Source organism: Pseudomonas costantinii (assembly GCF_001870435.1).
GTDB classification, from domain to species: Bacteria; Pseudomonadota; Gammaproteobacteria; order Pseudomonadales; family Pseudomonadaceae; genus Aquipseudomonas; species Aquipseudomonas costantinii.
In genome coordinates this window covers 183,974-209,640 of the sequence record NZ_MDDR01000005.1, presented here as the reverse complement: position 1 = coordinate 209,640, position 25,667 = coordinate 183,974, and the positions used below count along the sequence as shown (strand labels likewise).

The window sequence follows — 25,667 nt, the reverse complement described above, 5'->3', positions numbered from 1 at the left end:
GGGCGTTCTCATGTAAGTAAAGATATCCGACACAGACAATCGGAAAAGCCACGGTATAGTAACCCGATCACGCCAAGGAGCCGCTCATGCGCCAGAAACCCACCGTCCTCGCCCGCGAAATTGTCGCCAGTAGCCGTTTGTTCCGCGTGGAGGAGGTGCAATTGCGCTTTTCCAATGGCGTTGAGCGGACCTACGAGCGCTTGGTGGGCCGCGGTGCCGGCTACGGCGCGGTGATGATTGTGGCGATGATCGATGCCGACCACGCACTGCTGGTGGAAGAGTACTGCGGCGGCACTGACGAATATGAATTGTCCTTGCCCAAAGGGTTGATCGAGCCCGGTGAGGACGTATTGGCGGCGGCCAACCGCGAACTCAAGGAAGAGGCAGGCTATGGCGCACGTCAATTGGAACATCTCACTGAACTCTCGCTGTCGCCTGGCTATATGAGCCAGAAAATCCAAGTGGTACTGGCCACTGACCTGTACGAGGAGCGCCTGGAAGGCGATGAACCTGAGCCGATGCGTGTGGACAAGGTCAATCTGCGTGAGCTGTCGATGCTGGCGCAAAACGAGCAATTCAGTGAAGGCCGTGCCCTGGCCGCCTTGTATCTGGTGCGTGACCTGTTGACCCAGCGTGGAGCTTTTACCGCATGAGCGAACTGTTTTTAGGCCATCCGTTTATCGCCCCTGTGATTGAGTTGGCTCGCCAGGCAGGTGAAGTCATCTTGCCGTATTGGCGCGCCGATGTGGCCGTGACCTCCAAGGCCGATGATTCGCCCGTGACGGCAGCAGACCTGGCAGCTCACCATCTGATCCTCGCAGGCCTTACGGCTCTTGACTCGAGTATCCCGGTGCTGTCGGAAGAAGATGCCGACATCGACCAGAACGTGCGCGCCGGCTGGCAGCGCTGGTGGTTGGTGGACCCGTTGGATGGCACCAAGGAATTTATCTCCGGCAGCGAAGAATTTACCGTCAACATCGCCTTGATCGAACAAGGTCGCGTGGTGTTTGGCGTGGTTTCGATGCCCACCAGCGGGCGTTGCTACTTCGGTGGGGCGGGCCTCGGGGCGTGGCGTTCCGATGTGAATGAGGCACCCAAGCAGATTCAGGTGCGCCAGACTCCGGCAGCGGGTGAGGCGTTTACCGTGGTTGCCAGCCGTCGGCATACGAGCCCTGAGCAGGAGCGTTTGCTGGACGGTTTGAGCGAGGGGTTGGGTGAGTTGAAGCTGGCGAACATCGGCAGCTCGCTGAAATTTTGCCTGCTGGCCGAAGGCAGCGCGGATTGCTATCCGCGCCTGGCACCGACATCACAGTGGGACACTGCTGCGGCTCAAGGTGTGCTGGAAGGGGCGGGAGGTGAAGTGTTGGAGCTGAGTGGTGAGCCGTTTAGTTATCCGGCGCGGGCTTCATTGTTGAATCCGTTTTTCCTGGCGCTGCCGGCGAAAGCCGCGTGGCGTGAGCGGTTGCTGACTCTGGCCAGATCTTGAGTCTGGCATAGATCAATGTGGGAGCAGGCAAGCCAGCTCCCACAGTTGTTTTGTGTTGTGACGGTTAGCGGTGCAGGACGTACTGGCCCGTAAACGCCACCGCCCGCTCTTCACCGCCCTCATTCACAATCCACGTCTCCAGTGTCAACCGCGCTCGGCCATACCGCTTGTACGTCGCCACAAAGCGCTTCCACACCTTCTCCTCCGGCGCCTGGCAGGCCACTGTCGCATCCCGCGTGACCGGCAGCGGATAACTGATCTGCCCTTCCTGGATCACGATGTGCCCGTCTTCAATCCCTTCTTCGCGCAGTTTCAGGTGTAGCCAGCCCCAGCCCGCCAGCACTGCGCCGCGGTAGAGGCTACCGCCAAACATGGTGCTCTTGTGGTTGATATTGGCTTGCAAGGGCAGGTGCAACTGCAGCTGGCCGTGTTGCCAATCGAGCACCTTGAGGCCCATTTCCCGGGTGAGGGGGATGTCGTGGTGAAGAACGGATTCCAGGTAACGGCTATCGCGGCTCATGGGGGCCTCTTGGCGGGTGGGCAGGGTCATTCGTCGTCTGCGCTGTGGTTGCCGCTGTCGGCGAAGTTCAGGCCGTGCTTGCGCAGTTTGTCGTGCAGAGTCTTGCGCGGCAGGCCCAAGGCTTCAGCGAGGCTGCGCACGGAGCTATGCGGGCGGGTCAGTTCGGCGGCAATCAGGCTTTTCTCGAACTGCTCGACTTGTTCACTCAAACCGCCCGGGGTGGAGGTCAGGACGCTGGCGGAGGGATTGTCCGCCGTGGCATCCAGGGCCAGCTCCAGCCCGAGGGCAAAACGTTCGGCGGCGTTCTGCAATTCCCGTACATTGCCCGGCCAGCTGTGACGCAAGAGCAGCGCGCGCTGGCCCGGTTGCAGCTCGTGCAGCGGTAAGCCGTGGCGGCTGCTGGCTTCGTCGGCGAAGTGCTGGAACAGCATCAGCGCGTCTTCACCACGCTCGCGCAGCGGCGGAATGCGCAGTGGCGCAACGTTGAGGCGGTAGTACAAGTCGGCACGAAAGCGGCCCTGATCGGCGGACTGGCGCAGGTCTTCCTTGGTGGCTGCGATGATGCGGATATCCAACGGGATCAGTTGATTGCCGCCCAGCCGCTCTACCACCCGCTCCTGCAACAAGCGCAGCAGTTTGACCTGAACATCCAGGCTCATGCTTTCAATTTCATCGAGGAACAGTGTGCCGCCGTTGGCGAATTCGAACTTGCCGATACGGCGTTTTTGCGCACCGGTAAAGGCGCCGGGCTCATGGCCGAACAGCTCGCTTTCCACCACCGATTCGGCCAGCGCCCCGGCGTTGATCGCCACAAACGGTCCACTGCGCCGGCTCGACAGGTCGTGCAGTGCGCGGGCAACCACTTCTTTGCCTGCGCCGGTTTCGCCGAGGATCAGCACATCGGCCCTGGTCGCGGCCAGGGCGCCAATCTGCTCGCGCAAGCGCAGCATTTGCGGCGAGTGCCCCACCAGGCGCGTGCTCAGTTGCTGGCGGTCGCTGAGGGCCAGGCGCAGGCTGCGGTTGTCCAGCACCAGGCGGCGCAGGGCCAGGGCGCGGCGTACGCTGTCGAGCAGGGCGTCGCTGGCGAAGGGTTTTTCCAGGAAGTCATAGGCACCGGCACGCATGGCTTGCACCGCCAGCGGCACATCGCCGTGGCCGGTGATCAGCAGCACCGGCAACTCCGGGTCCTGGCCGTGCAGTTCGGCGAGCAGCTCCAGGCCGTCCATGCCGGGCATGCGGATATCGCTGACCACCACGCCCGGCCAGTCCCGTGACAGGCGTGCGGTGAGGCCGGTAGCTTCACCCAGGGGCAGGACTTTCAGCCCAGCCAGGTCCAGGGTCTGGCACAGGGCCTGACGCAGGTGTGGATCGTCGTCGATCAACACCACCTGAATCTGGTTCTCGATACTCATACACTGCGGTCCTCGGACGGTTGCAGACTGACGCCCGGCGAGCCGGCACGCAATTTCAAGGTTAACAGCGCGCCGCCTTCCTTGTGGTTGGCGAACAGCAGTTCGCCGCCAAAGGCGCGCATCAGGGTGTCACAAATCGCCAGGCCCAACCCGAGGCCCTGGGTGCGGGTCTTGGTGGTGTAGAACGGCTCGCTGGCGCGGCCTAACGCTTCCATACAAAACCCCGGGCCGTTGTCGCGAATGTACAGGTTGACGCCCTGTTCGGTGGTTTGGGCACTCAGCCAGAGTTTGCGCGGCGGGCCTTTTTCGGTGAGGGCGTCGAGGGCGTTGGCCAGCAAGTTGCCGAGTACTTGGCGCAGGCGGGTTTCGCCAGCCTGTACCCACAGCGTCGCCTCCGGCAAGTCGCGGATCAGCTCGACTTCCATCGACCGCCGCCGCTTGGCCAGCAACGCCAACGCATCGTCCAGCGCCGGTTGCAGGGCCACGCTTTCCGGCGCATGGCGGTCGCGCCGGGCGAAGGCGCGCAGGTGGGCGATGATCGAGGCCATGCGCCCGGTCAGTTCGCTGATCAGCTTGAGATTGCCCCGAGCGTCGTTGGTGCGCTCATGGTCGAGCAGGATTTCGGCGTTTTCCGCATAGCTGCGGATTGCTGCGAGGGGCTGATTGAGTTCGTGACTGATACTCGCCGACATGGTGCCCAGCGCCGACAGTTTGCCGGCTTGCACCAGGTCATCCTGGGCGCGCACCAGTTCCTGTTGGGCGTGTTCGCGCTCCAGCACTTCCTGTTTCAGGCGTCGGTTAAGGCCCTCCAGGTCACTGGTCCGTTCGACCACACGCATTTCCAGTTCGCGGCGCGCCTTGGCTTCGAAGGCGATGCGTTCCAGGTAATGCCGACGGCGCTGCATCATCAAACCCAGCAACAGCATCACCACCAGCAACGTGGCGCCACCGACGGCCACCACGGTGCGCACCGGGCGATTGATCAGCGAGCGTGGCGCGAGGATCTCCACGTTCCAGCCGGTTTCGGCGATGGCTGTGGATTGGCGCAGCCACGCGGTGGAACTCAGGGTCAGCGGTTGTGGGTCGCGGGTCGGGTAGGGCTGGATGGCGATGATGGCTTGGCGTTCTTCGGCAGTCAGCGGTCGGGTCGCGCGGAATCGCCATTGCGGGCGTGAGGTCAGGATCACTACGCCGTTGTGGTCGGTGACCAGCAGTTGTTCCGGGGTGTTGCCCCATAGGCTTTCGGTGTGGTCCAGGTCGACCTTGACCACCAGCACGCCAATGATCTTGTCACCATCGCGCACGGCGGCGGCGAAGAAGTAACCGCGCTTGGCCGAGGTGGTCCCCAGGCCGAAAAACCGCCCCAGGCGCCCGGCCATGGCTTCGCTGAAATAGGGCCGGAACGAGAAGTTGCGGCCGACAAAACTGTCTTGCTTGTCCCAGTTGGACGCGGCGAGGGTCTTGCCGGTGGTGTCCATCAGGTACATCACTTCCACACCGGCCTGGGCGGCGACGTCCTTGAGCAGCAGGTTGGCGTTGGTCAGGTTGGTGCTCACCTGAGGCGCATCCAGTGCGGTGCGCAGGGCGGGTAGATCACCGAGGATCTGCGGCAGCACTTCATAGCGGTGCAAGGTGCCGAGCAGGTTGGCGACGTACAGGTCGAGGGTCTGGCGGTTTTGCCCGGCCAGTTCACTGCGGTAATAGCGCTCGGCCAAGTGCTCCAGCGGCCACAGCAGCGGTGCCAGGCACAACGCCAACAGGGCGAGGCTGCGCCAGCGGGGTCTTCGCGGAAGGGGTGGAGTCATGGGAGTCATGCGCCTGTGGGTACAGGCGCATTATGCCTAGCTGTAGTGCGCGTTGCCTTGGTTATGCGATCAGGTCTTTTGGCTCGGTGTTGCCCAGACGTTCACCTTGATAGCTGCCGTCCTGGACCCTGCGGCACCATTCCAGGTTGTCGAGGTACCACTGCACGGTTTTGCGCAAGCCGGTTTCAAAGGTTTCTTTCGGTACCCAGCCCAGCTCGCGTTCGATTTTGCTGGCGTCGATCGCATAACGCTGGTCGTGGCCTGGGCGATCTTTGACGAAAGTGATCAGGTCGGTGAATTTCTCCACGCCGGCCGGGCGTTGTGGTGCCAGCTCTTCCAGCAGGCTGCAAATACCGCGCACCACGTCGATGTTCTTCTGCTCATTGTGACCGCCGATATTGTAGGTCTCGCCGACCACACCTTCGGTGACCACTTTCAACAACGCGCGGGCGTGATCTTCGACGAACAGCCAGTCGCGCACCTGCAAGCCATCGCCGTAGACCGGCAGCGGCTTGCCCGCGAGGGCGTTGAGGATGACCAACGGGATCAACTTTTCAGGGAAGTGGAACGGCCCGTAGTTGTTCGAGCAGTTGGTCAGCAGCACCGGCAGGCCATACGTGCGCTGCCAGGCGCGGACCAGGTGGTCGGAGGCCGCTTTGCTGGCGGAATACGGCGAGCTGGGCGCGTAAGGTGTGGTTTCGGTGAACAGGTCGTCCACACCATGGAGGTCGCCATACACCTCATCCGTAGAGATATGGTGGAAGCGGAACGCACTCTTGGCAGGTTCTGCCAGCGTCTGCCAATAGGCGCGCGTGGCTTCCAGCAGGCTATAGGTGCCGACGATGTTGGTCTGGATAAAATCCGACGGGCCGTCAATGGAGCGGTCGACATGCGACTCGGCGGCCAGGTGCATGATTGCCTGGGGCTCAAAGCGTGCCAGCACGGCGCTGACGGTGGCTTGGTCGATGATATCGGCCTGCACGAACTCATAGCGGCTATTGGACGCGATGCTGGTCAGCGACTCCAGGTTGCCGGCGTAGGTGAGCTTGTCCAGGTTGAGCACTTCGTGCTCGGTGTGTTGGATCAGGTGTCGGATCAGGGCAGAGCCGATGAATCCCGCACCGCCGGTAATGAGAATGCGCATGTCGAGGGCCTTTTCCTTAGACGGACATTGGGCGAATGAAGCATAGCTTGAGTTGTGAATCGGACCGGTGCAAGCGCGGTATGCGTGAGGGGTTGATTAACGCCCCCGAACAATGGCGATATAGACACCTAAAAAAACAGAGGTCGTCACAATGTTGCTCGCCACGTTGATCCATCGTGCCAGTTTGCCCTGCCCACAAGTGAGCGTTGATCACGCGGCGCGATTACTCGAGCAGCATTACGGCCTTACTGGCGCCTTGCAGTCGCTGGGCAGCCAACAAGACCTCAACTACAGAATCGACAGTGAACGTGGCCGGTTTGTTCTGAAAATTTGCCGGGGTGACTACGCGGCTGTTGAGCTGCAGGCGCAGCATGCGGCCCTCAATGACCTGCAAGCGCACGTGCGCGTACCCAAGGTTATCCGCGCCCGCACGGGTGAGGAGCTGCTGACCGTGAACGTCGACGGGCAAACGGTGCACCTGCGGCTGCTGGACTATATCGACGGCCAGCCCCTGACCCATCAGCCGCACCTTGGCCGCGACGTGATCGCAGGCTTTGGTGAGCTGTGCGGGCGGATGAGCCGCGAATTGGCCCGTTTCGAGCATCCGGGCCTGGAGCGCACCCTGCAATGGGACCCGCGCCACGCCCAGGAACTGATCACCCACTTATTGGCAACCTTGGAAAACCTGCCCCATCGCGCCGCGTTGGAGCAGGTGGCCGAGCAGGTTGAGGCGCACATTCGACCTTTGGCGCAGCGTTTGCCTTGGCAAGCGGTACACATGGACATCACCGATGACAACGTCGTCTGGCAGCGCGATGCCCAGCGGCATTGGCAGGTCCAGGGTGTCATTGATTTCGGCGACTTGGTGCACACCTGGCGTATTGCCGACCTGTCGGTGACCTGCGCGGCGCTGTTACACCATGCTGACGGCGATCCCTTTGCCATCCTGCCGGCGATCCAGGCCTTTCACGCGGTAACACCGTTGCAGCCTGAGGAGTTGCAGGCGCTGTGGCCGCTGATCGTCGCCCGTGCGGCGGTGCTGGTGCTCAGCAGCGAACAACAGCAACGCCTGGACCCGGATAACACTTACTTATTGAAAAACGCCGAGCATGAGTGGGAAATTTTCCATGTGGCGACGTCGGTGCCATTTGAGTTGATGAACGCGGCGATTCTGCGTTGCGTCGGTGAGATATTGCCGCCGATTGCCAGCCAAGACTTCGCCCCGTTGCTGCCGGGTCTGGTGGGGCGTGAGTTCGCGTTGATCGACCTGGGCGTGCTCAGCCCGCACTTCGAGGCCGGTAATTGGGCGTTGCCCGGTATAGACCGACGGCTGCTGGATGAAGCGGCGGCGGTGCATGGGCTGGCGGCGAGTCGATATGGCCAATACCGGTTGTCGCGCACTTGCCCCGACAGTGCTATCGAGCCGGACACATTCCCACTTCACGTGGAGTTGCACCTTCCCCACGGTACCGTGTTGGAAGCGCCTTTCGCCGGGACGCTGCGCCAGGGCGCCGATGGCTTGCTGTGTTTGCATGACGCCCAGTTGAGTGTGCGTTTATGGGGCGTGAAAACGTCGTTGAAGCCTGGCTCGGTGCTGGTGAAAGGGCAAGTACTGGGCGAGGTCCATGCACCACTCACCGTACAGTTATGCCGTGCCGATCTTGAGCCGCCGTTGTTCTGCACACCCTCTCGGGCGTTGGCGTGGCAGGCCTTGTGCCCCTCACCGGCTTCGTTACTTGGGCTGGCGTGTGATGCCGAGCCGGAGTTGGACCCCGATGCCCTGCTGGCCCGGCGAGACGCCAGTTTCGCTCGCTCGCAGAAGCATTATTACGTCGACCCGCCGCGTATCGAGCGCGGTTGGCGCAATCATCTGATCGACATGCAGGGCCGTTCCTACCTGGACATGCTCAACAACGTTGCCGTACTAGGCCATGGTCACCCGCGCATGGCGGCGGTGGCGGCGCGCCAGTGGTCGCTGCTCAACACCAACTCGCGCTTCCACTACGCGGCGATTGCCGAGTTTTCCGAGCGTCTGCTGGCGTTGGCGCCGGAGGGTATGGACCGGGTGTTTTTGGTCAACAGCGGCACCGAGGCCAATGACCTGGCGATTCGCCTGGCCTGGGCCTACAGCGGCGGGCGCGACATGCTCAGCGTGCTTGAGGCTTACCACGGTTGGTCGGTGGCGGCAGACGCGGTGTCCACCTCGATTGCCGATAACCCCAAGGCGTTGATCAGCCGGCCGGACTGGGTACACCCGGTGACCGCGCCGAATACCTATCGCGGTGAGTTCCGCGGGCAGGACAGTGCGCCGGATTACGTACGAAGCGTGGAGCACAATCTGGCGAAAATCGCTGCGAGCAAACGCCAATTGGCCGGTTTCATCTGTGAACCGGTGTACGGCAATGCGGGTGGTATTTCCCTGCCGCCGGGCTATTTGCAGCAGGTGTATGGATTGGTGCGCGCCCAGGGCGGTGTGTGCATCGCCGATGAGGTGCAGGTGGGCTACGGCCGCATGGGGCATTTTTTCTGGGGTTTTGAAGAGCAAGGCGTGGTGCCGGACATCATCACCATGGCCAAAGGCATGGGGAACGGCCAACCGCTGGGCGCGGTGATCACCCGGCGAGAAATCGCCGAGGCGCTGGAGGCCGAGGGGTATTTCTTCTCATCCTCGGGGGGCAGTCCGGTCAGTTGCCGTATCGGCATGGCAGTGCTGGATGTGATGGAGGAAGAAAAACTGTGGGAAAACGCCCAAGTCGTGGGTGGGCATTTCAAGGCACGCCTGGAAGAGTTGATTGATCGTCACCCGTTGGTGGGTGCCGTTCACGGTTCCGGCTTCTATCTGGGCCTGGAGTTGGTTCGTGATCGACAAACCCTGGAGCCTGCCACCGAAGAAACCGCGCTGCTGTGTGACCGCCTGCGGGAACTGGGGATTTTCATGCAGCCGACCGGCGATTATCTCAACATTCTGAAGATCAAGCCGCCGATGGTCACGTCCAGACACAGCGTGGATTTCTTTGTCGACATGCTGTCGAAGGTGCTGGATGAGCAGTTGTAGATAATCGATTGTTATCGACTGTTTTTTGTAATATTTACCATCCATGATCTTTTATCGCTTTTAAGGCCGATTTTTATCCGTTATAAAGTCGTCCATCACCCCATTCGGAGTCCTGATCGCCATGACCACCCTGCACAGCACACCTCGCGCCGATGGCTTCCATATGCCTGCCGAATGGGCACCACAGACCCAAGCCTGGATGATCTGGCCTGAGCGCCCGGACAACTGGCGCCTGGGCGGCAAGCCGGCGCAGGCGGCTCACGTGGCGGTGGCCAAGGCTATTGCGCGTTTTGAGCCGGTGACCGTGGCCGTTTCTGCCGGTCAGTATGAAAATGCCCGCGCGCATTTGGACGTGCCCAATATCCGCGTGGTGGAAATGTCCAACGACGACGCCTGGGTACGGGACACTGGTCCGACCTTCGTCATCAACCACAGCGGCGAAGTGCGCGGTGTGAACTGGGATTTCAACGCCTGGGGTGGTTTTGACGGCGGCCTCTATGCGCCATGGAACCGTGACTCGCAGGTGGGCGGCAAGATCCTTGAGATCGAGCGCGCGCCGCGCTACCGCACTGAAGGTTTTGTGCTGGAAGGCGGTTCGATTCATGTCGACGGTGAAGGCACGCTGATCACCACTGAAGAATGCCTGCTGAACCGCAATCGCAACCCGCACCTCGATCGCGCGGCCATCGAAGCGGTGCTCAGCGCCAATCTGGCTGTGGATAAGATCATCTGGTTGCCGGATGGCCTGTTCAACGATGAAACCGATGGTCATGTAGATAACTTCTGCTGCTACGTGCGTCCGGGCGAGGTGTTGCTGGCTTGGACCGATGACCCGCAAGACCCGAACTACGCGCGCTGCCACGCCGCCATGGACGTGCTGCAAAGCAGCACGGATGCCCAAGGGCGCTCGTTCACAGTGCATAAAATGCCGATCCCGGGGCCGCTGTATGCCACTGAAGAAGAATGCGCCGGTGTCGACTTGGTGGATGGCAGCCAGGAGCGTAACCCAACCGTGCGGTTGGCCGGCTCTTACGTCAACTTCCTGATCGTCAACGGCGGCATCATCGCGCCAAGCTTCGATGACCCGCTGGACAGCCAGGCCAAAGAGATCCTGCAGAACCTGTTCCCGCAGCATGAGGTGGTGATGGTGCCGGGCCGCGAACTGTTACTGGGCGGTGGCAACATCCATTGCCTGACCCAACAACAGCCGGCACCGCACAAAAACTGAGTGCAGTTGTAACAACATCTGGGTGATGGCCTAGCGCCACACTCCTGATAGTGCTCACAGCAAGCCCGCGGCCCAGCAAGGTCGCGGGCTTTTTTGTGTCCGAATGCCTATAAACACGGGACATTGGCATAGCTCTTGTATCGGTGTTGCCACAGTAACCGAGGGTGATGACTGCACAGTTCTGTCACAAACCTTGAGTAAGTTAGCCGCTCACGCAGTAGGAGAGAGCGCTGAAATGAATGCCGATATCAACCTGATCTATACGCGCCCGTTCCACCCGACGCGGGTCAACGGTGATGCGATCCATGCGCTGGCGCTCTGGTTGAAGGCAAACGGCTCGCGACAGGTCAGGCAACCTGATCTACGCAGCGTGATAAGTGAACGGTACCCAGTGGGGTTGTTGAGTGAGGATGAAGTGCGGGTGTTGTGTGAGCTGATGAAAAGCTGAAGAGCTCGGCGATCAAAATGTAGGAGCTGGCTTGCCTGCTCCCACATTGACCCGGTGAAACTTAGAAGCTGTAAGTGCCTGTAACGACGAGGCTACGTGGCTCGCCCGGCTGAATCTGCGCCGCGCTGGTCGCCGAGGCGTAGTAGTTTTTGTCGGCGATGTTGTTCAGCGCCGCGCGTACATCCCATTCCTTATGGCGGAAACCGGCCAACGCATCCCAGCGGCCATAACCTGGCAGTACCACGGTGTTGAGGTTGTCGGCATAGCGGTCACCGACCAGGGTCAGCCCGGTTTCCGCGTACCAGCCCATTTCCGGCTTCCATGTGATAAACAGGCTGGCATTGCGCTTGGCCACATCGCTGATGCGCTTGCCTTCAAAGCCGTTGTTATCCTTCTCGACCTTGGCATCCTGCAGGCCGACACCACCGCGCATATACCAATTACCGACGATCTTGCCGGTGGCCGTAAGCTCCAGGCCGCGTGAACGTTGTACGCCAGTCAGCAGGGTGATAGTGCGGTCCAGCGGGTCGGTGGTGCGGCGGTTGTAGAGTTCCAGTTCGTACACGGCCAGGGTGGTGCTCAGGCGGTCGTCGAGCCAGTCGCTCTTGACCCCGATTTCCTTTTGCCGGGTCAGCTCGGGGCTCAGGTCGTTGACGCTGCCTGCAGCGTTCGGAGTGATGCCAATCAAGCCGCCGCCTGCTGGCGAGAAGGTCTTGCTCCAGGATGCGTAGAACGAGTGATGCTCCACCGGCGTCCACACCACGCCGATGCGCGGGCTGGTGCTGCGGCTCTGAACGTCCTGCTGGGTGTTGAGCACTTTGCTGGTGGTGTCGACGTCGAAGTGGTCGTAACGCAGGCCGGCCAGCACTTGCCATTGATCGTTGAGGCGCAGTTGATCCTGCACGTAAAGGGCGCGGCTCTCGACTTCAGTGTGGTTGTAACTGGAAAGACTCATGCGCCCGGTGTGGCTCAGGTGGCGATTGGGCTGGTTGAGGTCCAGGCTCGGTACAGCCTGGCCACCCCGGCCGACGGCGGTAGCGGTGTACAGCTTGGGATCGCGGCGTTGGCTGCCCAGCTCAAGGCCGGTGAGCAGGCGGTGTTCCAGGCCGAAGGTGTCGAAACCACCTTCCAATTCCAGGTTGTTGAAGACGTTACGGGTGCTCAGGTCCTGCTGCCAGCGTTGGCGTGTCACCTGTTTCGTCGAGGCGGTGTAGCCGGTCTGGTAGGTGTTGTCGAAATCGCTATCGAGCTTGAATACACCGAGCGTGTGGCGCAGTTGCCAATTGTTGTTTAGCTCATAAGCGAGCTTGGAACGCAGGGACTGGGATTTGTCGTCGATGTAATCGCGGCTGTCAAAGTAAGTGGCGCTGCGGCTCACATCCGCCGGGCGACCGTTGACCCCGGGAATGCCGCGATCCGGCGTGCGGTTGTAACGGCTGTATTCGTATTGCACCAACCAATTCAGATCGGGCGTCAGTTGCCAGCTCATGGACGGCGCAAACAGCTGGCGGTTGCCACTGACGCCGTCGCGAAAGCTGTTGTTGTCCTGGTTACCCATGTTTAGGCGCAGGCTGATGTTATCGGTGGGATCGGTGCTGAGGTCCGCATACAGGCTGCGCAAATCATTACTGCCGCCTTGGGCTTCGATGCTGGATTTGTGGCCTGCCTGGGGCAATTTACTCACGCGGTTGACGATCCCTCCCTGGCCGCCTCGCCCATAAAGCACCGCTGCCGGGCCTTTGAGTACTTCGATGCGCTCGATGTTATGCAGGTCGCGCACGTATTGGCTGTCGTCGCGAATGCCGTCCAGATAAAAGTCGTTGCTCGCGTCGAAACCGCGGATGCGCAGGCTGTCAAAGCGTGTATCCGCGCCGCTGCTCACGTTGGGAATACCGCTTAACGCCTGGCCCAGGTCGTTGGTGCCGTAGGAACGCAGGCTTTCGGTTTTCACTGAGTCGATGGCCTGGGGCACATATCGCACTGAGGTTGCGGTGCGGGTGGCGGTGTTGGTCTCCTTGACGCGCGGGTCGTCTTCATCAGCTTCGGCGCTGATAGAGGTTTCAGGCAAAACGGTGGCGGCACAGGCAAAACCAGAGGACAGCAGAACAGAAAGCCCTAGGGTGATGGGCGTCAGGCGAGAGGCAGACATGGGGGCATGTATCCGAAAGGTTTGGAAAGAAAATGATGCGCTAATGGTAATGCTTTGCATTTGCGCACGTTATCTATTACCAAATATGCAGAGTACAAAAAATGTTACGTGATGTGTTTTTTAGGCGGGCTGAAGGGTTTTACAGACTTTCGCGAAGGCTCTGCAGAGCGCTCCTTAGACTTTTTTCGCCTAAATACAGACGATTCACGAAATTGACACACAGTTCAACGCGCGCATAGGATTGCGCCCAACGCCTGTGGCTAACCGCCATGACTCATCCAATAAAAAAAGGCCCGCGGCAGTTCAGTCGTCCGCGGGCCTTCTTTTTTCTGGAAAAAGTCGACACCAGAAAAGCAACACGGAGCCTGGTGTCACAGCGCGTACTCAACCAGTAATAAGGAATATAAGAAATGTTGAAGCAACGGATGGGTCTGATCGCTCTGGGGATTTTGAGCGCAACTCAGGCAATGGCAAACGACCAGGAGCAATCCAAGGGTTTCGTTGAAGACAGCCACCTGAATATCGCAGCACGTAACGCCTACATCAGCCGTGATTACAAAAACGGCAAGCAAGACAAAGCCGAATGGGGCCAAGGCTTCATCGGCAAGTTCGAGTCCGGCTTCACCCAAGGCACCGTCGGTGTGGGTGTGGACGCAATCGGCCAATACGCTATCCGTCTGGACGGTGGTAAAGGTCGCAGTGGCGCGGGCGGTATCGACTTCTTCAAACAAGGTTCCGACGGCGAAGCTGCACGTGACCTGTCCAAAGGCGGCGCTGCCGTGAAGTTCCGCGTATCCAACACTGTGCTCAAGTACGGTGATCAGTTCCCGGCCGTGCCTGTCCTGCAGTACGACAACTCTCGCCTGTTGTCGGAAACCTACACTGGCACCTCGATCGTTTCCAAAGAGATCGCTGGCCTGCAACTGGACGCTGGTCACTTCACCAAGGAAGCGCGCAAGAGTGCCGAAGGCACTGACAGCGGTGGCCTGAAAAGCATCGACTACATCGGTGGTAGCTACAAATTCACCGAAAGCCTGTCGGCGGCTCTGTACGCCTCCAACATGCAAGACGTGCTGAAGAAGCAATACGTCAACGTCAACTACGTGCTGGCACTGCCAGAGAAACAATCGTTGACCTTTGACTTCAACGGCTACAAAACCAAGCTGGACCGCAGCTTCGCCCTGGAAAACCAAGGTGATGCGGACGCCCGCGACAACAAAATCTGGAGCTTGGGCGCCACGTGGGCTGTTGGCCCGCACAGCTTCACCGTCGCTCACCAGCGCAGCACCGGCGACACCGGCTACCTGTACGGCGGCTACCGCAACGCTGGCGGCATCGGCGACGGTGGCAACACCATCTTGCTGGCCAACTCCTACTGGTCCGACTTCAACGGCAAGGATGAGCGTTCCTGGCAAGCAGGCTACGGCCTGGACTTCAGTGCGTTCGGCGTGCCTGGCCTGACCTACAACATCGCTTACGTGCGCGGCACCAACATTGACGACGGTTCCAACCGCGGCAGTGGCACCGAGCGTGAAATCTTCAACCAGTTCAAATACGTCGTTCAGAGCGGCCCAGCCAAAGACCTGAGCCTGCGCGCTCGTGCGTCCTGGTTGCGCGTCTCCAACAACGCCAGCAACTACAACGTTGGTGGTAACGAGATCCGCCTGTTCGCCGACTACCCGATCAACGTTTTCTAATTGATCCGGCGTCGCGCCTGTTTCCAGGCGATAAAAAACCCCGACTGGTTCGGGGTTTTTTTATGCCTGTGGCCTAGTCCTGGCGGCTTTGCAAAATCTTGCGGGCGTTACAAGCGTTCACATAATCAAGCATCAGCGACAGCCCTTCGAAGGGCTCGATTTTCTTGTTGTCGATACACAGCTGCGCCATCAGCAACAGTACCTGGCGCTTCTTCTTGTTGACCCGCGCACCGGGCACACCGAACGCGGTTTTACGTCGCTCGGGCAACGGTGCTTCCGGCGTCAGCTCCACGGTCACCCAGATCCCCTGGGCAAATTGCAGTGTGACATTGGCGATGTGTTCGATCGGTAAAGGCTGCGCCAGGTTGGCGAACACAAAGTGCTCCGGCGTCAGGCGCAACGCGGTCTGCGGTGCGCGCTTGAAGCGACGGATGCCCATCCACAGAAAGATCAACGCGATGCTGCCGATCGCTGCCCCCGCGCCCACGGCCGACAAGGGTGTACCCTTCAAGCGTTCCGGAGCAAACCAGGGCCGACTCATGATGCCCAGCCCAAGCAACACAAAAGGTAGGGCCAGCACCGCCATCAGCGTGCCGCGCCAACGGCCACCTTCATGCAGCGCACGCTCGCCCTCGGTCGAAGCGGCCATGGTTTCCAGCAGGTGGGTGTGGGCCGTGTTTTCGGAGACCGACACGGCAAGCAAGTCGCGGGAGAGCTGTTCTCGTACGCAGTGCGGCGCGTTGAAACAGGCGTCGATTTGCGCATTGGCGGCGTCGACATCCACGGCCCGAAGGGCGCTGCGCACAGCGTCCTCCAAGTGCGCCTGCAACGCTTGCAGGCGCTCGCCATTTGAAGGGTGGGAATCGGTAGGGTGGGGCTGATGAATCTCCAGCGCCTCGGGCGGCAGTTGCAACTCACTGCCTCGCAATGCAACAAGCACGGCGCCGGGCAGGTCGACTGCTGAGGTTTCTTCACAGAGCACCCCTAATGAGTCTTCGACATGCGGATGCAACACCGACACCCGCAACAACGCCGAGGCGGCCGCTGCATTGCCCACCAGCCGGGCCCCGGCGGCATCCGCCAACAACTCCCGTTCTCGGCTCCAATGATTCACCGCGTGATCAAAACGCTGCATGAAAAACACGCCGAACATGAACGAAGGCCGCATCAACCAACCCTGGATCAGGTCGCTGACCATCATCGTTGCGACCAAGGCGCCCAAGCTGCGATTGACGCCGTCGTAGATCGGCACGAAGCGCAGGCTGTATTCAGTGTCTTCACCTACAAAATGCGCCAGCTCGTGACCGATCACGGCGCCGATTTCCTCCTGGCTAAGCAGCCCCAGGTACAGCAACGGCACATGCAGGGTGCGACCGCTCAACGGCGTCTCGGCCGGCATCACGGTGGCTGGGCTGGAGGTCACATAAAAGCCCTGGGTCAGGCTTACCACGATATGGTCCGGCGGCAACGCGCCCAGTGTGTGTGCCAGCTCGCGCACACGGCGCCACAACTCGGGCGCCTGCTCGGGCGTCACCACCTGCCCGAACATCTCAACCGGCGTGGGTTCGAACATCGCCAGCATGTGCCGCAGTTGTTTGAGCAACTGCCAGATCGAATACACGCTGAACGCGGCAATCACCCCCAGCACGGCCATCAGCTTGACCTCGCCACTGCCCAGACGGCCGATATGCCACAACGCCAAGCCTTCGAAACTCAACACCAGTGCTACCGTCGATGCCATTGCCATCACATGGCTCACCAGCACATAAGGCAACAGCCGGCTACCGAGGGAGAACACCTGCAACAACTTTTCCCGCGACTGTTGCGCGCGCAAACCCGCCCAGTGCGTGCCGGCCAGCGCGGCCACACCGATGAAGGCCGCGATCAGCCCAAGGCCAATCACCCACGGCGCCAGCGCACGCAACGCGTGGTTTACGCGATGCGCAGTGGGCAACTCGGCTTCAATTTTATCCAGCCGTGAGAGTGCTAGCGGCACGCTGATTTTTTCTTTGCCCAAGTCGACCTGAGCTGCCGGGTCTTGCGTCGCCAGCTTCCGCAATTGGAGTTTGGCGACGACCACGTCGGCGCTGTAATCGATCAATGCGCTGTTTGACTCGGCAGCACGCTGGCGCTCCCAGCCACCGAGGGCGGCCAGCAGCAGCGGGAAAATGACGAGCAGGCAAATCAGCTTCAGGGCGTTCATGGGAGTCCGTTCACAACGCAGAGATCTTGGTTATACCGAAAAGGTCTGTAGCGCAGATAGAGGGAGGCAAGCAACTGGGCGGATTCAAAACGCCGGGCACTGATCAGAGCACGCCCCGGCCTTTACTGCTCGGGGCGTTGTCATCACGTGGCGAGCGACCGAAAAAGGCTTTATAGGCGCGACTGAAAGCCGCTTCGGACTCATAGCCAATGGCAAAGCCGATTTCTCCGATGCGGCTGTCGTGTTTCGCCAGCATCGTTTTCGCCAGTGTTAACCGCCATTCATTTTGGTAACGCAACGGCGAGCGTCCTACCAGCGAGCTGAATCGGTCGCAGAAATTGGACCGTGACATGCCGGCAATTTCAGCCAGCGAATCGATACGCCACTGCCGCCCCGGCGTTTCGTGAATGGCTTTCAGTGCCCGAGCTATACGTGCGTCCGATAACCCGCCCAGCCAACCGGAAGCAGCGTTTTGATGCACCCAGGTTCGCAGGATACGAATAACCGTCAGATCTATAAGGCGCGAGATCATCAGCGCTCCGCCCGGTTGCGTGTCATTGGCTTCAAGCAACATGAAATGCAGGATGCCTTCCGCCCAATCTGCCGCCTGGGTTTTTCGGATGTGGATAAGTCGGGGCAGGGCAAACAGCATTGCCTGGAAACTGCTCGCATCGAACCAGAACCGACAGATCACAACCGCCGCCGGCCCATCACAGGCGGTGATCCTGACCCCTGAAGGGTTGTGGGGAAGCAAGATGATATCGCCTTGCTCCAGCGTCACTGCCGGCTGATCGACGTCTTCGAGATGTAGCCGACCTTGCTGAACCACGCAAATATGAGCGCTCTGCCGGTCGAGTTCGAGGCATTGCGCATTGCTCAGCGCGGTTGAGTAAACACGGTCTCCAGTCAGGCGAATTTGCGCCAAAACCTGAGACAGCAAATCACCCTTGGCAAGCCCTTCCAGCTTCATTTCCGGATGAATGATCAAATTTTCGAGGGGATTCATCATGTCTGGTTGCCCACGCTTTCTCTAAGCTGACTCCCGAGATCATAGCGTGCTGATGCAACCAAAACGAAACCGTCGAGGCCGTTTCCGGCACTGATCGTTTATGCACATCATCCAATCACATGGGAACACATCAAATGTTCGGAATCTCCGCCCTTGGCTGGATACACACCCTCGGCAGCCTGCCCGCCATTCCCCTGGCGGCTTATATGTTCATTCGACACGGACGCATCGTCCCCCGCTCAACGCCAGGTTTGCTCTACCTGGCGTCGATGCTGATCGGTGCCTTCACTGTGTTCCTGGTCGCGCACCAACCCGTCAGCAACATCATTGGCGTCATTACCCTTGCACTGCTGCTGGCCGGTTATGGCGTGGGGCATATCGCCTGGCTGGGGCGAGCGCGCGCGTACCTGGAAACCATTTTCTTGAGCCTGACCGCTTTTTTCCTGATGGTGCCCACAGTCTCCGAGACATTGCGCCGAGTCCCCGACGGCCACCCAATAGTCACCGACCTGCACTCGCCAGTGCTGATTGGCGCGCAAGGCAGTATTGCGCTGGCGCTCGTCATTGGGCTGGGCGCGCAGATGCTGTACTTGCGCAGGAAAGGCGGTCGGTTGGCCTAACACCGCCAATAAGAACGCCCCGGCATTCACACGCTGGGGCGTTTTGCTTATTGCCCGTTATTACAGGGCGACTCCAATACCTTCACTACATCATCAATCACCGCCTTGCTCATCTCCTGCAAATAATGCGACGCCCAGGCATAACGGTCCGTCTCCTTCGTCATCGCCGCATCTTCTGCGAGCAACTTGGCGACGTGGAGTAAATCGGAAACGTGGTGCAAGGCTTCATGCAGGGAAACACCGCTGTTGACGCGGAACAGAGGTTGGTCGGAGTGAAAGGCGAAGGGGGTGACGCCGAGGGTGTTGGAGGGGGGAGCTAGCGGCTGATGTGATTATCTGTTTTATGAGGGCGCCATAATTATTGGCCACCCATAATTTCGCATAAAGGTTGAGAGGTTGGTGAAAGGGAGTAGCTGCGGGGGGGGAACCGGTCTACTTCACTGCACGATCGAGATTCAAGCGCCAGAAACAACAAAACCCTCACATTTCTGCGAGGGCTTCGTCTTATATGGTGCCGGCACCAGGAGTCGAACCCGGGACCTACTGATTACAAGTCAGTTGCTCTACCAACTGAGCTATACCGGCGTGTTAGGGCGACGATTATAGCGATTGGCAAGCTTCTGTAAACCCCTGAATTCTGACTATTTTTGCAGAAATGAATGTTTTTTTGCGATCGCTGCTTTTTCATCGCCATAAGGGTGCTCTACAGCCGGGGCCCCGGGTGTGCCGAGGGCCTTTAAACCGGGCCAATTTCCATCCCACAATTGTCCGCAAACTGACATCTGGCTCCATCCCTTCAATCCCAGCTACAGAATCTGTGCATCCACCCAGTTTGGTGGCGACAGAGGGGTTTCAGCTGTCCGGATGCTGGTCATTAAATTGACTATTTACCGTTCATCTAAAAAATAACCAATAAAAACATCAAAATAATGACACTTTACCATTGCTGTCACAGAATGCTTTAACTGCGACGCCTTCAAGAAGACCTCCGGTGAGAACTGCTTGCCGCCCTTCACGTCTTTGAGCTGCGTCGTGAGGAGCAGGCTATGAGCCTTAGCGATGAACTTTTGGCGTTGTTCGGCAAAAATGTCACCCACGATGCACAAGGGATTGATGCGCGGATGCACTTTTTTGGCAGCGTTCCTGGCGACGAAGGCGCCCACCCACAATCCCAATCCACTGATACCGTCGTGCTGCGCCCTAAAGTCGTGGCGCTGGTGTCGATGAATGGCGGTGTTGGGCGTAGCACCTTGGTCACGGCCTTGAGCAGCGGTTTGCAGCGCCATGGCGAATCGGTGGTGGCGCTGGATCTGGACCCGCAAAATGCCTTGCATCGTCACTTCGGCGTCAGTTCGACATTGCCCGGTATTGGGCGCACCAGCCTGGAGCATGGGCAATGGAGCCCGTTGCAACAACAGGGCTTTGCCGGTTGCCAGGTGATTACCTTCGGCGATACCGACGTCCAGCAGCAGGAAAGCCTGGAGCGCTGGCTCAAGCATGAGCCTATCTGGCTGGCGCGGCGTCTCTCGTCTTTGGGCTTGAGCGAGCAGCACACGGTGATCATCGATACGCCCGCCGGTAATAACGTCTATTTTCATCAAGCCCTGAGCGTTGCCGATGTGGTGTTGGTCATCGTACAAGCTGATGCTGCGTGCCTTGGCACGCTGGACCCTCTGGATCTATTGCTGGCCCCGCACCTTGAGGGCGAGCGCCCACCCAGTGTGCATGTGGTGGTCAACCAACTGGATGAGAGCAATGCTTTTAGCCTGGACATGGTCGACGCGTTCAAACTACGCCTGGGAAAAGCGCCGTTGGAGGTTCATCGCGATATGGCGATCAACGAGGCGTTGGCGTTTGCTGCCGACCCGCTGGACAGCGTGACGAAGCGGATGGCCAGTGACGATCTCAACGAAATTTGCCTGCTGTTGAAAGCGTCGAGAAGAAACGCATAAAGCGCGGTTTATACGCTTAACGCCAGATGCTTATGCACAATCGGTTGGTTGCGACTGTCACGAAACAGCCATTTTGTGGAGCCGTTCTCAATGTGCTGCAACTGCCTGTTTTGTGTGCGTTTTATTTTGTGAACAAAAAATGACCAGCGTGGCTTTTGGCCTGTAGCGTTGATTGCTACAGCTTCTGTAAAGAATTCATCAACAGAGTTATCCACAGGGCACGCGTAGGAAAATTTGCCCCCTAATCGCGCTCGGCCAGCACCATCAAGTTGCGCGGAGTCAGCGCCGGTTCACAGAAGCTGCCTATCTCGACCTTATAGCCTTGCTCTGACAGGAATAAGGCCCGATCCAGCACCAGCCACATTTCCAGCGGCCGCCGAAACAGACCCCGTACCAACTCTAGATTGCGGACTTCGGCCAGGCGGCGCCAACCGTGTGCCTCCAGCGCCAGCCAATCCTGCTCACCTGTGGATAAGCCCTTGAGGCCAGCCAGCTCTCGGCAATAGTCGGCGAAGGGTTTATCCAGCCAACTGGCAGGCAGGGACGGCGTGGGCAAGTATTCGTCGCAGTTGCGCAATTGCCGTTGCAACTGATCAAAGCCCAGGCGCCGGGCCATGGAGGTGTCTCGTTGCTGGCGCACCCGTTTGCCTGCGGTGACGGTCTCGCTCAGCGGCAGGCCCAAGTCGTCGATCGACAACTGCAAGGCCGATGCGCGGCCTGCGCCGGACAGTGCTTGGTAGGTGTCGGCGTTGATGCGGTTGTAGCAGCAAGGCGCCAATGCCAGTTGTTTGCAGCCGGCAGCGCTGGCCAATTGCAGCAAGCGTACGTGCAGGTCGCCGCAGGCATGCAGGGCGATAGGGGTGTATTCCGGGCCGATCGACACATCGGCCATCACGTCTTGCAGGCGATGGGTGACGGGCAAACCGTGGTGGTCGCTTAAGGCTTGGCCGGAGGCGATCAAGGCTGGGTCGTATTCCAGGCAGGTCAGTTGTTGGCCAGGTTGCAGCAGGCGTCGGCCGAGGTGACCTTTGCCGGCGCACCAGTCCAGCCAGTGCATGGGTGTTTCAGCAAACTGCAGGGCGGCGCCGAACGCTTCGATCTGTTGCCACTTGCGGCCGGGTACATCGACGTTGAGGCGGTGGCGGGCAGGTTCCAGGGGATGCGCAGGTAACTTATCCACAGCGCTGAGGTGCAGGGCTTGTGCGGCCAACTGTGGAAAAGGCGCTGGCGCCGGCAGGTCATGGGGCAGGTTGTTACTGCTTTCGGCGTCAGCCAGCGAGCGCTGACGCAGCCACTGGGCCAGCTCGGGATGCAGGGTTTCCCAGGGTAATTGCAGGTGAACAAAGGGCCGTGGTCGCCACAGCCCTTGATGTTCAGTCAGGAACGCATCCAGCGCCTGGAAGCGTGCTTCAACGTCCTTGGCAAGCATCGACGCGCAGCCAGCGTTCCAGCAGTTTGAAGGCGCGCACCAGGAGGTAGGAGATCAGCAGGTAGAACACGCCGGCGGTGAAGAACATCTCAACCGTCAGGTAGTTGCGCGCAATGATGGTCCTGGCCATGCCGGTCAGTTCCAGCAGGGTCACGGTACTCGCGAGGGAGCTGGCCTTGAGCATCAAAATGACTTCGTTGCTGTAAGCCGGTAGTCCGATGCGCGCTGCGCGAGGCAGGATGATGTAGATCAGCGTTTTCGGCTTGGACATCCCCAGCGCCCGGGCCGCTTCAATTTCACCCGGCGGGATGGCCTGGATGGCGCCGCGCAGGATCTCGGCGATGTAAGCCGCGGTGTGCAGCGTCATGGTGGCCGTGGCGCACCAGAAAGGATCGCGCAGGTAAGTCCACATGAAGCTTGCGCGTACAGCATCGAATTGGGCCAGGCCGTAGTAGACCAGGAACAACTGTACCAGCAGCGGCGTACCACGAAAGAAGAAGATGTAGGCGTAGGGCAGTGAGCGAACATACCAGCGCTTGGACGAGCGAGCGATGCCCAGTGGGATCGCCAGGATCAGGCCGAGAATTACCGCGATGCTCACCAGTTCCAGAGTCAGGACGGCGCCCTGGATAAACTTCGGCAGCCACTTATAGATGACTTCCCATTCCATTACGTCGTCCTCACGAAGCCGCGGGCGGCGCGTTTTTCCAGGAAGTGCATACCCACCATCGATAGCGACGTCAGGCACAGGTAAATGAACGCGGCGACGAGATAGAAGGTAAACGGCTGCTTGGTCACGGTGACGGCGATCTGCGCGTGGCGCATGATTTCTTCGAGGCCGATGACCGTGACCAGCGCGGTATCTTTCATCAGGATCATGAACAGATTGCCCAGGCCCGGCAGGGCGATGCGCCACATCTGCGGCATGATCAGGCGGGTGAAGATGCGAAACTTTGACAGGCCCAACGCCACACCGGCTTCGCGGTGGCCCTTGGGAATGGCAATGATCGCGCCCCGCAATACCTCGGTGGCGTAGGCACCAAAACACAGCCCCAGGGCGATCACGCCCGCAGCGAAGGCGCTGAGCGAAAGATCGGGGATGTTGAAAATTTCACCCAGTTCACGCATCGCATTGATCGTGCCGAAATAAATCAGCAAGACCCACAGCAGTTCCGGTACGCCGCGAACGATGGTCGAGTAGGCACCGCCCAGCCATTGCAATGGCTTGTACGCAGAAGTCTTGGCCAAGGCGCCGGCAAGGCCGAGTATCAGCCCCAGGCACAGAGCCGTGAGCGCCAGTTTGACGGTCATCAGCGCGCCGGCAAGCAGCGCCGGGCCGAACCCGTAGAGATCGAAATTCATGGTGTTTTCATATCGCAAGGCATTGCTAAAAGCCGGCGCGCTGAAGGTGCGCGCCGGGCAAGTCGCTCAGATCATTCGATGCTGAACGGGAAGTACTTGTCGTTGATCTTCTTGTAGGTGCCGTCTGCCTTGATCTCTGCCAGGGCTTTGTTCAGGCGCTCGCGCAGCGGGTCGCCTTTGCGTACGGCGATACCGATCTTGTCGCTTTCAACCACCGGGTCGCCTTTGAACTCGTAGGCGGAACCGTCTTTGCTCTTGAGCCATTCGTACTGCACGTACTTGTCGGCGAGGATCCCGTCCAAACGGCCGGAAGTCAGGTCGAGGTAGGCGTTTTCCTGGGTGTCGTAGAGCTTGGCGGTGGTTTCCGGCAGCTTGTCTTCCAGGTAGGTACCGGCGAGCGTCGCGCGTTGGGCGCCGATGATCTTGCCTTTCAGGTAACCGGCGTCGGTCTTGAAGTCTTTGGTGGCTTTAGGCGCGATGAATTGCAGCTTGTTGGAGTAGTACGGGTCGGTGAAGTCGACAGCTTGCTTGCGTTCATCGGTGATGGACAGCGAGGACACCAGGAAGTCGAACTTCTTGGCGTTCAGGGCCGGGATGATGCCGTCCCAGTCGGACACATACACTTCACACTTCTCGATTTTCATCTTGGCGCACAGGGCGTCGCCGATGTCTTTGTCGAAGCCCACGACGTTGCCGCTGGCGTCTTTATTGTTGAAGGGCGGGTACGCCGCTTCGATCCCCATTTTCAAGGTTTCTGCCATGGCCGTGGCGCTGAACGCCATCGAGACGGCCGCGGCCAGAAGGAATTTTTTATAGTTCTGCATGCATGTTGCTCCGTTAGCGGTTGCTGGACATGAATTGTTTGCAGCGCGCCGAAAGCGGGTTTTCAAACACCTGCTGTGGCGATCCTTGCTCTTCGACCAGGCCCTGGTGCAGGAACACCACTTCACTGGAAACCTGACGGGCGAAGCCCATTTCATGGGTGACCAGCAGCATGGTGCGGCCTTCTTCGGCCAGCGCGCGGATCACATTAAGTACTTCCTGAACCATTTCCGGGTCAAGGGCCGAGGTGGGCTCGTCGAACAGGATGACCTTGGGCTGCATCGCCAGGGTGCGCGCAATGGCCGCCCGTTGTTGCTGGCCGCCGGACAATTGCGCGGGGTAGGCGTGGCGCTTATCGCTGATGCCGACCTTGGCCAGCAGGGCTTCGGCCACTTCTATCGCTTCGGCCTTGCTCTGGCCAAGTACACGGCGGGGCGCCTCGATGATGTTGTCGAGGATGCTCATGTGCGGCCACAGATTAAAGTTTTGAAACACAAAACCGATTTCGCTGCGCAGGCGGTTGATCTGTTTGCCATCGGCGGCCATCAGTTCGCCGTTTTTTGCAGCCTTGAGCTTGAGCTCTTCACCGGCGACCAGGATCTGCCCCTGGTGCGGGTTTTCCAGCAGGTTAATGCAACGCAGGAACGTGGACTTGCCGGAACCGGAGGAACCCAGGATCGAGATCACATCGCCGTCGCGAGCGGTCAGCGAGATACCTTTGAGTACCTCCAGCTCACCATAGCGTTTATGCAAGTTGCGGATTTCAAGTGCGGGCGCGGCCTCGGCCATGTGCGGTCCTCATTGTGTTCATTGCGTTCGACGCTGTTGGGCCGCCTTCCTGGCGAGGCGCCAAGCTAGCATAGCGTTCGGATGACAGCCAACAGCGCTGCGGACGGTTAACGGGTGGTCTGCGGCAGGGTGTCGCATCGGCACAGCAGCGTGTCGCGCCATCAACAACCCAACAGCCGTTTGAACCCGAAAATCCACAGGCTTCGCGTAAAAAAGGGCGCGATGGTGCCAGCTTTGGCCGGGTGTTGGAAGGGTTAACCGGGTAAACGGTGCTTATCAGCACTTTTATGGAGCGTCACGTACTTTTCGTGTGCGTTTTTGGTGCGCAATCTCGTCTTGAAAGTGAGTCGCCCGGTAACGCTATAGCGGAATGCCATTATTCTCAATGACTTGCGACAGCTGTTGAGTTGTCCTACAGCCCGCGTCAATCGTGGCTTTGTAATATTTTGGCGCAAATCTTGCGTAAAAAATAAAGAACGCCCTGTTGGTTTCTTTTCACGAGAAAGATCGCAGGCCGGGCGGACTGTTTTCGCAATT

Annotated in this window: 20 protein-coding genes, 1 tRNA gene and 1 pseudogene; 8 read left to right on the top strand and 14 right to left on the bottom strand. The window is 59.6% G+C overall.

The features are described 5' to 3' along the window. Positions 1 to 86: 86 nt before the first annotated feature. On the top strand, positions 87 to 653 hold the full coding sequence (nudE, locus tag BFL40_RS03030) for an ADP compounds hydrolase NudE (RefSeq protein ID WP_071482571.1): 567 nt from the start codon (positions 87 to 89) through the stop codon (positions 651 to 653). Beyond that, positions 650 to 1,486 carry a 3'(2'),5'-bisphosphate nucleotidase CysQ gene (gene cysQ / locus BFL40_RS03025; RefSeq protein ID WP_071482572.1) on the top strand — a complete coding sequence of 279 codons (837 nt, stop codon included), beginning with the start codon at positions 650 to 652 and terminating at the stop codon, positions 1,484 to 1,486. Before nudE ends, cysQ begins: the two co-directional genes overlap by 4 nt. Before the next feature lie 64 nt (positions 1,487 to 1,550). Here the strand turns inward: cysQ and BFL40_RS03020 are convergent, their stop codons facing one another. The 4 genes from BFL40_RS03020 to rfbB all read right to left on the bottom strand — a co-directional run bounded on the left by BFL40_RS03020 (position 1,551) and on the right by rfbB (position 6,367). Then, positions 1,551 to 2,006, bottom strand: coding sequence for a YiiD C-terminal domain-containing protein (locus BFL40_RS03020; RefSeq protein WP_071482573.1), 456 nt, complete (start codon positions 2,004 to 2,006; stop codon positions 1,551 to 1,553). A gap of 26 nt (positions 2,007 to 2,032) precedes the next feature. Beyond that, positions 2,033 to 3,418, bottom strand: coding sequence for a sigma-54-dependent transcriptional regulator (locus BFL40_RS03015; RefSeq protein ID WP_071482574.1), 1,386 nt, complete (start codon positions 3,416 to 3,418; stop codon positions 2,033 to 2,035). Then, entirely contained in the window at positions 3,415 to 5,223 is a 1,809-nt protein-coding gene (locus tag BFL40_RS03010) for a sensor histidine kinase (RefSeq protein WP_071482575.1), read from the bottom strand. The genes BFL40_RS03015 and BFL40_RS03010 overlap by 4 nt, the downstream gene beginning before the upstream one ends. 61 nt (positions 5,224 to 5,284) lie before the next feature. Next, on the bottom strand, positions 5,285 to 6,367 hold the full coding sequence (gene rfbB, locus BFL40_RS03005; RefSeq protein WP_071482576.1) for a dTDP-glucose 4,6-dehydratase: 1,083 nt from the start codon (positions 6,365 to 6,367) through the stop codon (positions 5,285 to 5,287). A 151-nt stretch (positions 6,368 to 6,518) separates the two neighbouring features. Here rfbB and BFL40_RS03000 point away from each other — a divergent pair, with 151 nt between their 5' ends. The 3 genes from BFL40_RS03000 to BFL40_RS02990 all read left to right on the top strand — a co-directional run bounded on the left by BFL40_RS03000 (position 6,519) and on the right by BFL40_RS02990 (position 11,098). Then, entirely contained in the window at positions 6,519 to 9,422 is a 2,904-nt protein-coding gene (locus tag BFL40_RS03000; protein ID WP_071482577.1) for an aminotransferase, read from the top strand. A gap of 121 nt (positions 9,423 to 9,543) precedes the next feature. After that, positions 9,544 to 10,650 carry an agmatine deiminase gene (aguA, locus tag BFL40_RS02995; protein WP_071482578.1) on the top strand — a complete coding sequence of 369 codons (1,107 nt, stop codon included), beginning with the start codon at positions 9,544 to 9,546 and terminating at the stop codon, positions 10,648 to 10,650. Positions 10,651 to 10,885: 235 nt separating this feature from the next. Further along, positions 10,886 to 11,098: a hypothetical protein gene (locus tag BFL40_RS02990; RefSeq protein ID WP_071482579.1), complete on the top strand. Its 213-nt coding sequence runs from the start codon at positions 10,886 to 10,888 to the stop codon at positions 11,096 to 11,098. Between the two features lie 61 nt (positions 11,099 to 11,159). On the opposite strand, the gene BFL40_RS02985 is transcribed toward BFL40_RS02990, so the two are convergent. Then, entirely contained in the window at positions 11,160 to 13,247 is a 2,088-nt protein-coding gene (locus BFL40_RS02985) for a TonB-dependent receptor (protein ID WP_071482580.1), read from the bottom strand. Between the two features lie 410 nt (positions 13,248 to 13,657). Between BFL40_RS02985 and BFL40_RS02980 the strand changes: the two genes are divergently transcribed. Next, positions 13,658 to 14,944 carry an OprD family porin gene (locus BFL40_RS02980; RefSeq protein WP_071482581.1) on the top strand — a complete coding sequence of 429 codons (1,287 nt, stop codon included), beginning with the start codon at positions 13,658 to 13,660 and terminating at the stop codon, positions 14,942 to 14,944. Positions 14,945 to 15,017: 73 nt separating this feature from the next. On the opposite strand, the gene BFL40_RS02975 is transcribed toward BFL40_RS02980, so the two are convergent. Further along, the gene (locus BFL40_RS02975; RefSeq protein WP_071482582.1) at positions 15,018 to 17,147 is read right to left on the bottom strand and encodes a M48 family metallopeptidase; all 2,130 of its coding nucleotides are present in this window, start codon (positions 17,145 to 17,147) and stop codon (positions 15,018 to 15,020) included. A gap of 103 nt (positions 17,148 to 17,250) precedes the next feature. Further along, the gene (locus BFL40_RS02970; RefSeq protein WP_071482583.1) at positions 17,251 to 18,156 is read right to left on the bottom strand and encodes an AraC family transcriptional regulator; all 906 of its coding nucleotides are present in this window, start codon (positions 18,154 to 18,156) and stop codon (positions 17,251 to 17,253) included. Between the two features lie 134 nt (positions 18,157 to 18,290). Here BFL40_RS02970 and BFL40_RS02965 point away from each other — a divergent pair, with 134 nt between their 5' ends. Further along, a complete protein-coding gene (locus BFL40_RS02965; protein ID WP_071482584.1) occupies positions 18,291 to 18,776 on the top strand; it encodes a hypothetical protein in 486 nt (161 codons plus the stop codon). Positions 18,777 to 18,823: 47 nt separating this feature from the next. Here BFL40_RS02965 and BFL40_RS02960 read toward each other — a convergent pair. Continuing rightward, a pseudogene (locus BFL40_RS02960) lies at positions 18,824 to 19,078 on the bottom strand (DUF3077 domain-containing protein); the annotation flags it as partial. Between the two features lie 207 nt (positions 19,079 to 19,285). Beyond that, positions 19,286 to 19,361 (bottom strand) — tRNA-Thr (locus BFL40_RS02955). Between the two features lie 461 nt (positions 19,362 to 19,822). Here BFL40_RS02955 and bcsQ point away from each other — a divergent pair. Then, on the top strand, positions 19,823 to 20,728 hold the full coding sequence (gene bcsQ / locus BFL40_RS02950) for a cellulose biosynthesis protein BcsQ (RefSeq protein WP_071482586.1): 906 nt from the start codon (positions 19,823 to 19,825) through the stop codon (positions 20,726 to 20,728). Between the two features lie 241 nt (positions 20,729 to 20,969). On the opposite strand, the gene BFL40_RS02945 is transcribed toward bcsQ, so the two are convergent. From BFL40_RS02945 to BFL40_RS02925, 5 genes are all read right to left on the bottom strand, one after another. Then, a complete protein-coding gene (locus BFL40_RS02945) occupies positions 20,970 to 22,157 on the bottom strand; it encodes a methyltransferase (protein WP_071482587.1) in 1,188 nt (395 codons plus the stop codon). Beyond that, complete coding sequence (locus BFL40_RS02940) at positions 22,138 to 22,827, bottom strand: ABC transporter permease (RefSeq protein ID WP_071482588.1); 690 nt, start codon at positions 22,825 to 22,827, stop codon at positions 22,138 to 22,140. Before BFL40_RS02940 ends, BFL40_RS02945 begins: the two co-directional genes overlap by 20 nt. After that, a complete protein-coding gene (locus BFL40_RS02935) occupies positions 22,827 to 23,519 on the bottom strand; it encodes an ABC transporter permease (protein WP_071482589.1) in 693 nt (230 codons plus the stop codon). Before BFL40_RS02935 ends, BFL40_RS02940 begins: the two co-directional genes overlap by 1 nt. Positions 23,520 to 23,590: 71 nt before the next feature. Beyond that, positions 23,591 to 24,343 carry an ABC transporter substrate-binding protein gene (locus tag BFL40_RS02930; protein ID WP_071482590.1) on the bottom strand — a complete coding sequence of 251 codons (753 nt, stop codon included), beginning with the start codon at positions 24,341 to 24,343 and terminating at the stop codon, positions 23,591 to 23,593. Between the two features lie 13 nt (positions 24,344 to 24,356). Next, positions 24,357 to 25,130 (bottom strand): ABC transporter ATP-binding protein, encoded by a 774-nt coding sequence (locus BFL40_RS02925; RefSeq protein ID WP_017138656.1) that lies wholly within the window; start codon positions 25,128 to 25,130, stop codon positions 24,357 to 24,359. Positions 25,131 to 25,667 lie beyond the last annotated feature (537 nt).

What these genes read in the sequence shown, in the direction of transcription:
- nudE (WP_071482571.1), top strand. Translation starts at nt 87, where the DNA reads ATGCGCCAGAAACCCACCGTCCTCGCCCGCGAAATTGTCGCCAGTAGC.
- cysQ (WP_071482572.1), top strand. Translation starts at nt 650, where the DNA reads ATGAGCGAACTGTTTTTAGGCCATCCGTTTATCGCCCCTGTGATTGAG.
- BFL40_RS03020 (WP_071482573.1), bottom strand. Translation starts at nt 2,006, where the DNA reads ATGAGCCGCGATAGCCGTTACCTGGAATCCGTTCTTCACCACGACATC.
- BFL40_RS03015 (WP_071482574.1), bottom strand. Translation starts at nt 3,418, where the DNA reads ATGAGTATCGAGAACCAGATTCAGGTGGTGTTGATCGACGACGATCCA.
- BFL40_RS03010 (WP_071482575.1), bottom strand. Translation starts at nt 5,223, where the DNA reads ATGACTCCACCCCTTCCGCGAAGACCCCGCTGGCGCAGCCTCGCCCTG.
- rfbB (WP_071482576.1), bottom strand. Translation starts at nt 6,367, where the DNA reads ATGCGCATTCTCATTACCGGCGGTGCGGGATTCATCGGCTCTGCCCTG.
- BFL40_RS03000 (WP_071482577.1), top strand. Translation starts at nt 6,519, where the DNA reads ATGTTGCTCGCCACGTTGATCCATCGTGCCAGTTTGCCCTGCCCACAA.
- aguA (WP_071482578.1), top strand. Translation starts at nt 9,544, where the DNA reads ATGACCACCCTGCACAGCACACCTCGCGCCGATGGCTTCCATATGCCT.
- BFL40_RS02990 (WP_071482579.1), top strand. Translation starts at nt 10,886, where the DNA reads ATGAATGCCGATATCAACCTGATCTATACGCGCCCGTTCCACCCGACG.
- BFL40_RS02985 (WP_071482580.1), bottom strand. Translation starts at nt 13,247, where the DNA reads ATGTCTGCCTCTCGCCTGACGCCCATCACCCTAGGGCTTTCTGTTCTG.
- BFL40_RS02980 (WP_071482581.1), top strand. Translation starts at nt 13,658, where the DNA reads ATGTTGAAGCAACGGATGGGTCTGATCGCTCTGGGGATTTTGAGCGCA.
- BFL40_RS02975 (WP_071482582.1), bottom strand. Translation starts at nt 17,147, where the DNA reads ATGAACGCCCTGAAGCTGATTTGCCTGCTCGTCATTTTCCCGCTGCTG.
- BFL40_RS02970 (WP_071482583.1), bottom strand. Translation starts at nt 18,156, where the DNA reads ATGATGAATCCCCTCGAAAATTTGATCATTCATCCGGAAATGAAGCTG.
- BFL40_RS02965 (WP_071482584.1), top strand. Translation starts at nt 18,291, where the DNA reads ATGTTCGGAATCTCCGCCCTTGGCTGGATACACACCCTCGGCAGCCTG.
- bcsQ (WP_071482586.1), top strand. Translation starts at nt 19,823, where the DNA reads ATGAGCCTTAGCGATGAACTTTTGGCGTTGTTCGGCAAAAATGTCACC.
- BFL40_RS02945 (WP_071482587.1), bottom strand. Translation starts at nt 22,157, where the DNA reads ATGCTTGCCAAGGACGTTGAAGCACGCTTCCAGGCGCTGGATGCGTTC.
- BFL40_RS02940 (WP_071482588.1), bottom strand. Translation starts at nt 22,827, where the DNA reads ATGGAATGGGAAGTCATCTATAAGTGGCTGCCGAAGTTTATCCAGGGC.
- BFL40_RS02935 (WP_071482589.1), bottom strand. Translation starts at nt 23,519, where the DNA reads ATGAATTTCGATCTCTACGGGTTCGGCCCGGCGCTGCTTGCCGGCGCG.
- BFL40_RS02930 (WP_071482590.1), bottom strand. Translation starts at nt 24,343, where the DNA reads ATGCAGAACTATAAAAAATTCCTTCTGGCCGCGGCCGTCTCGATGGCG.
- BFL40_RS02925 (WP_017138656.1), bottom strand. Translation starts at nt 25,130, where the DNA reads ATGGCCGAGGCCGCGCCCGCACTTGAAATCCGCAACTTGCATAAACGC.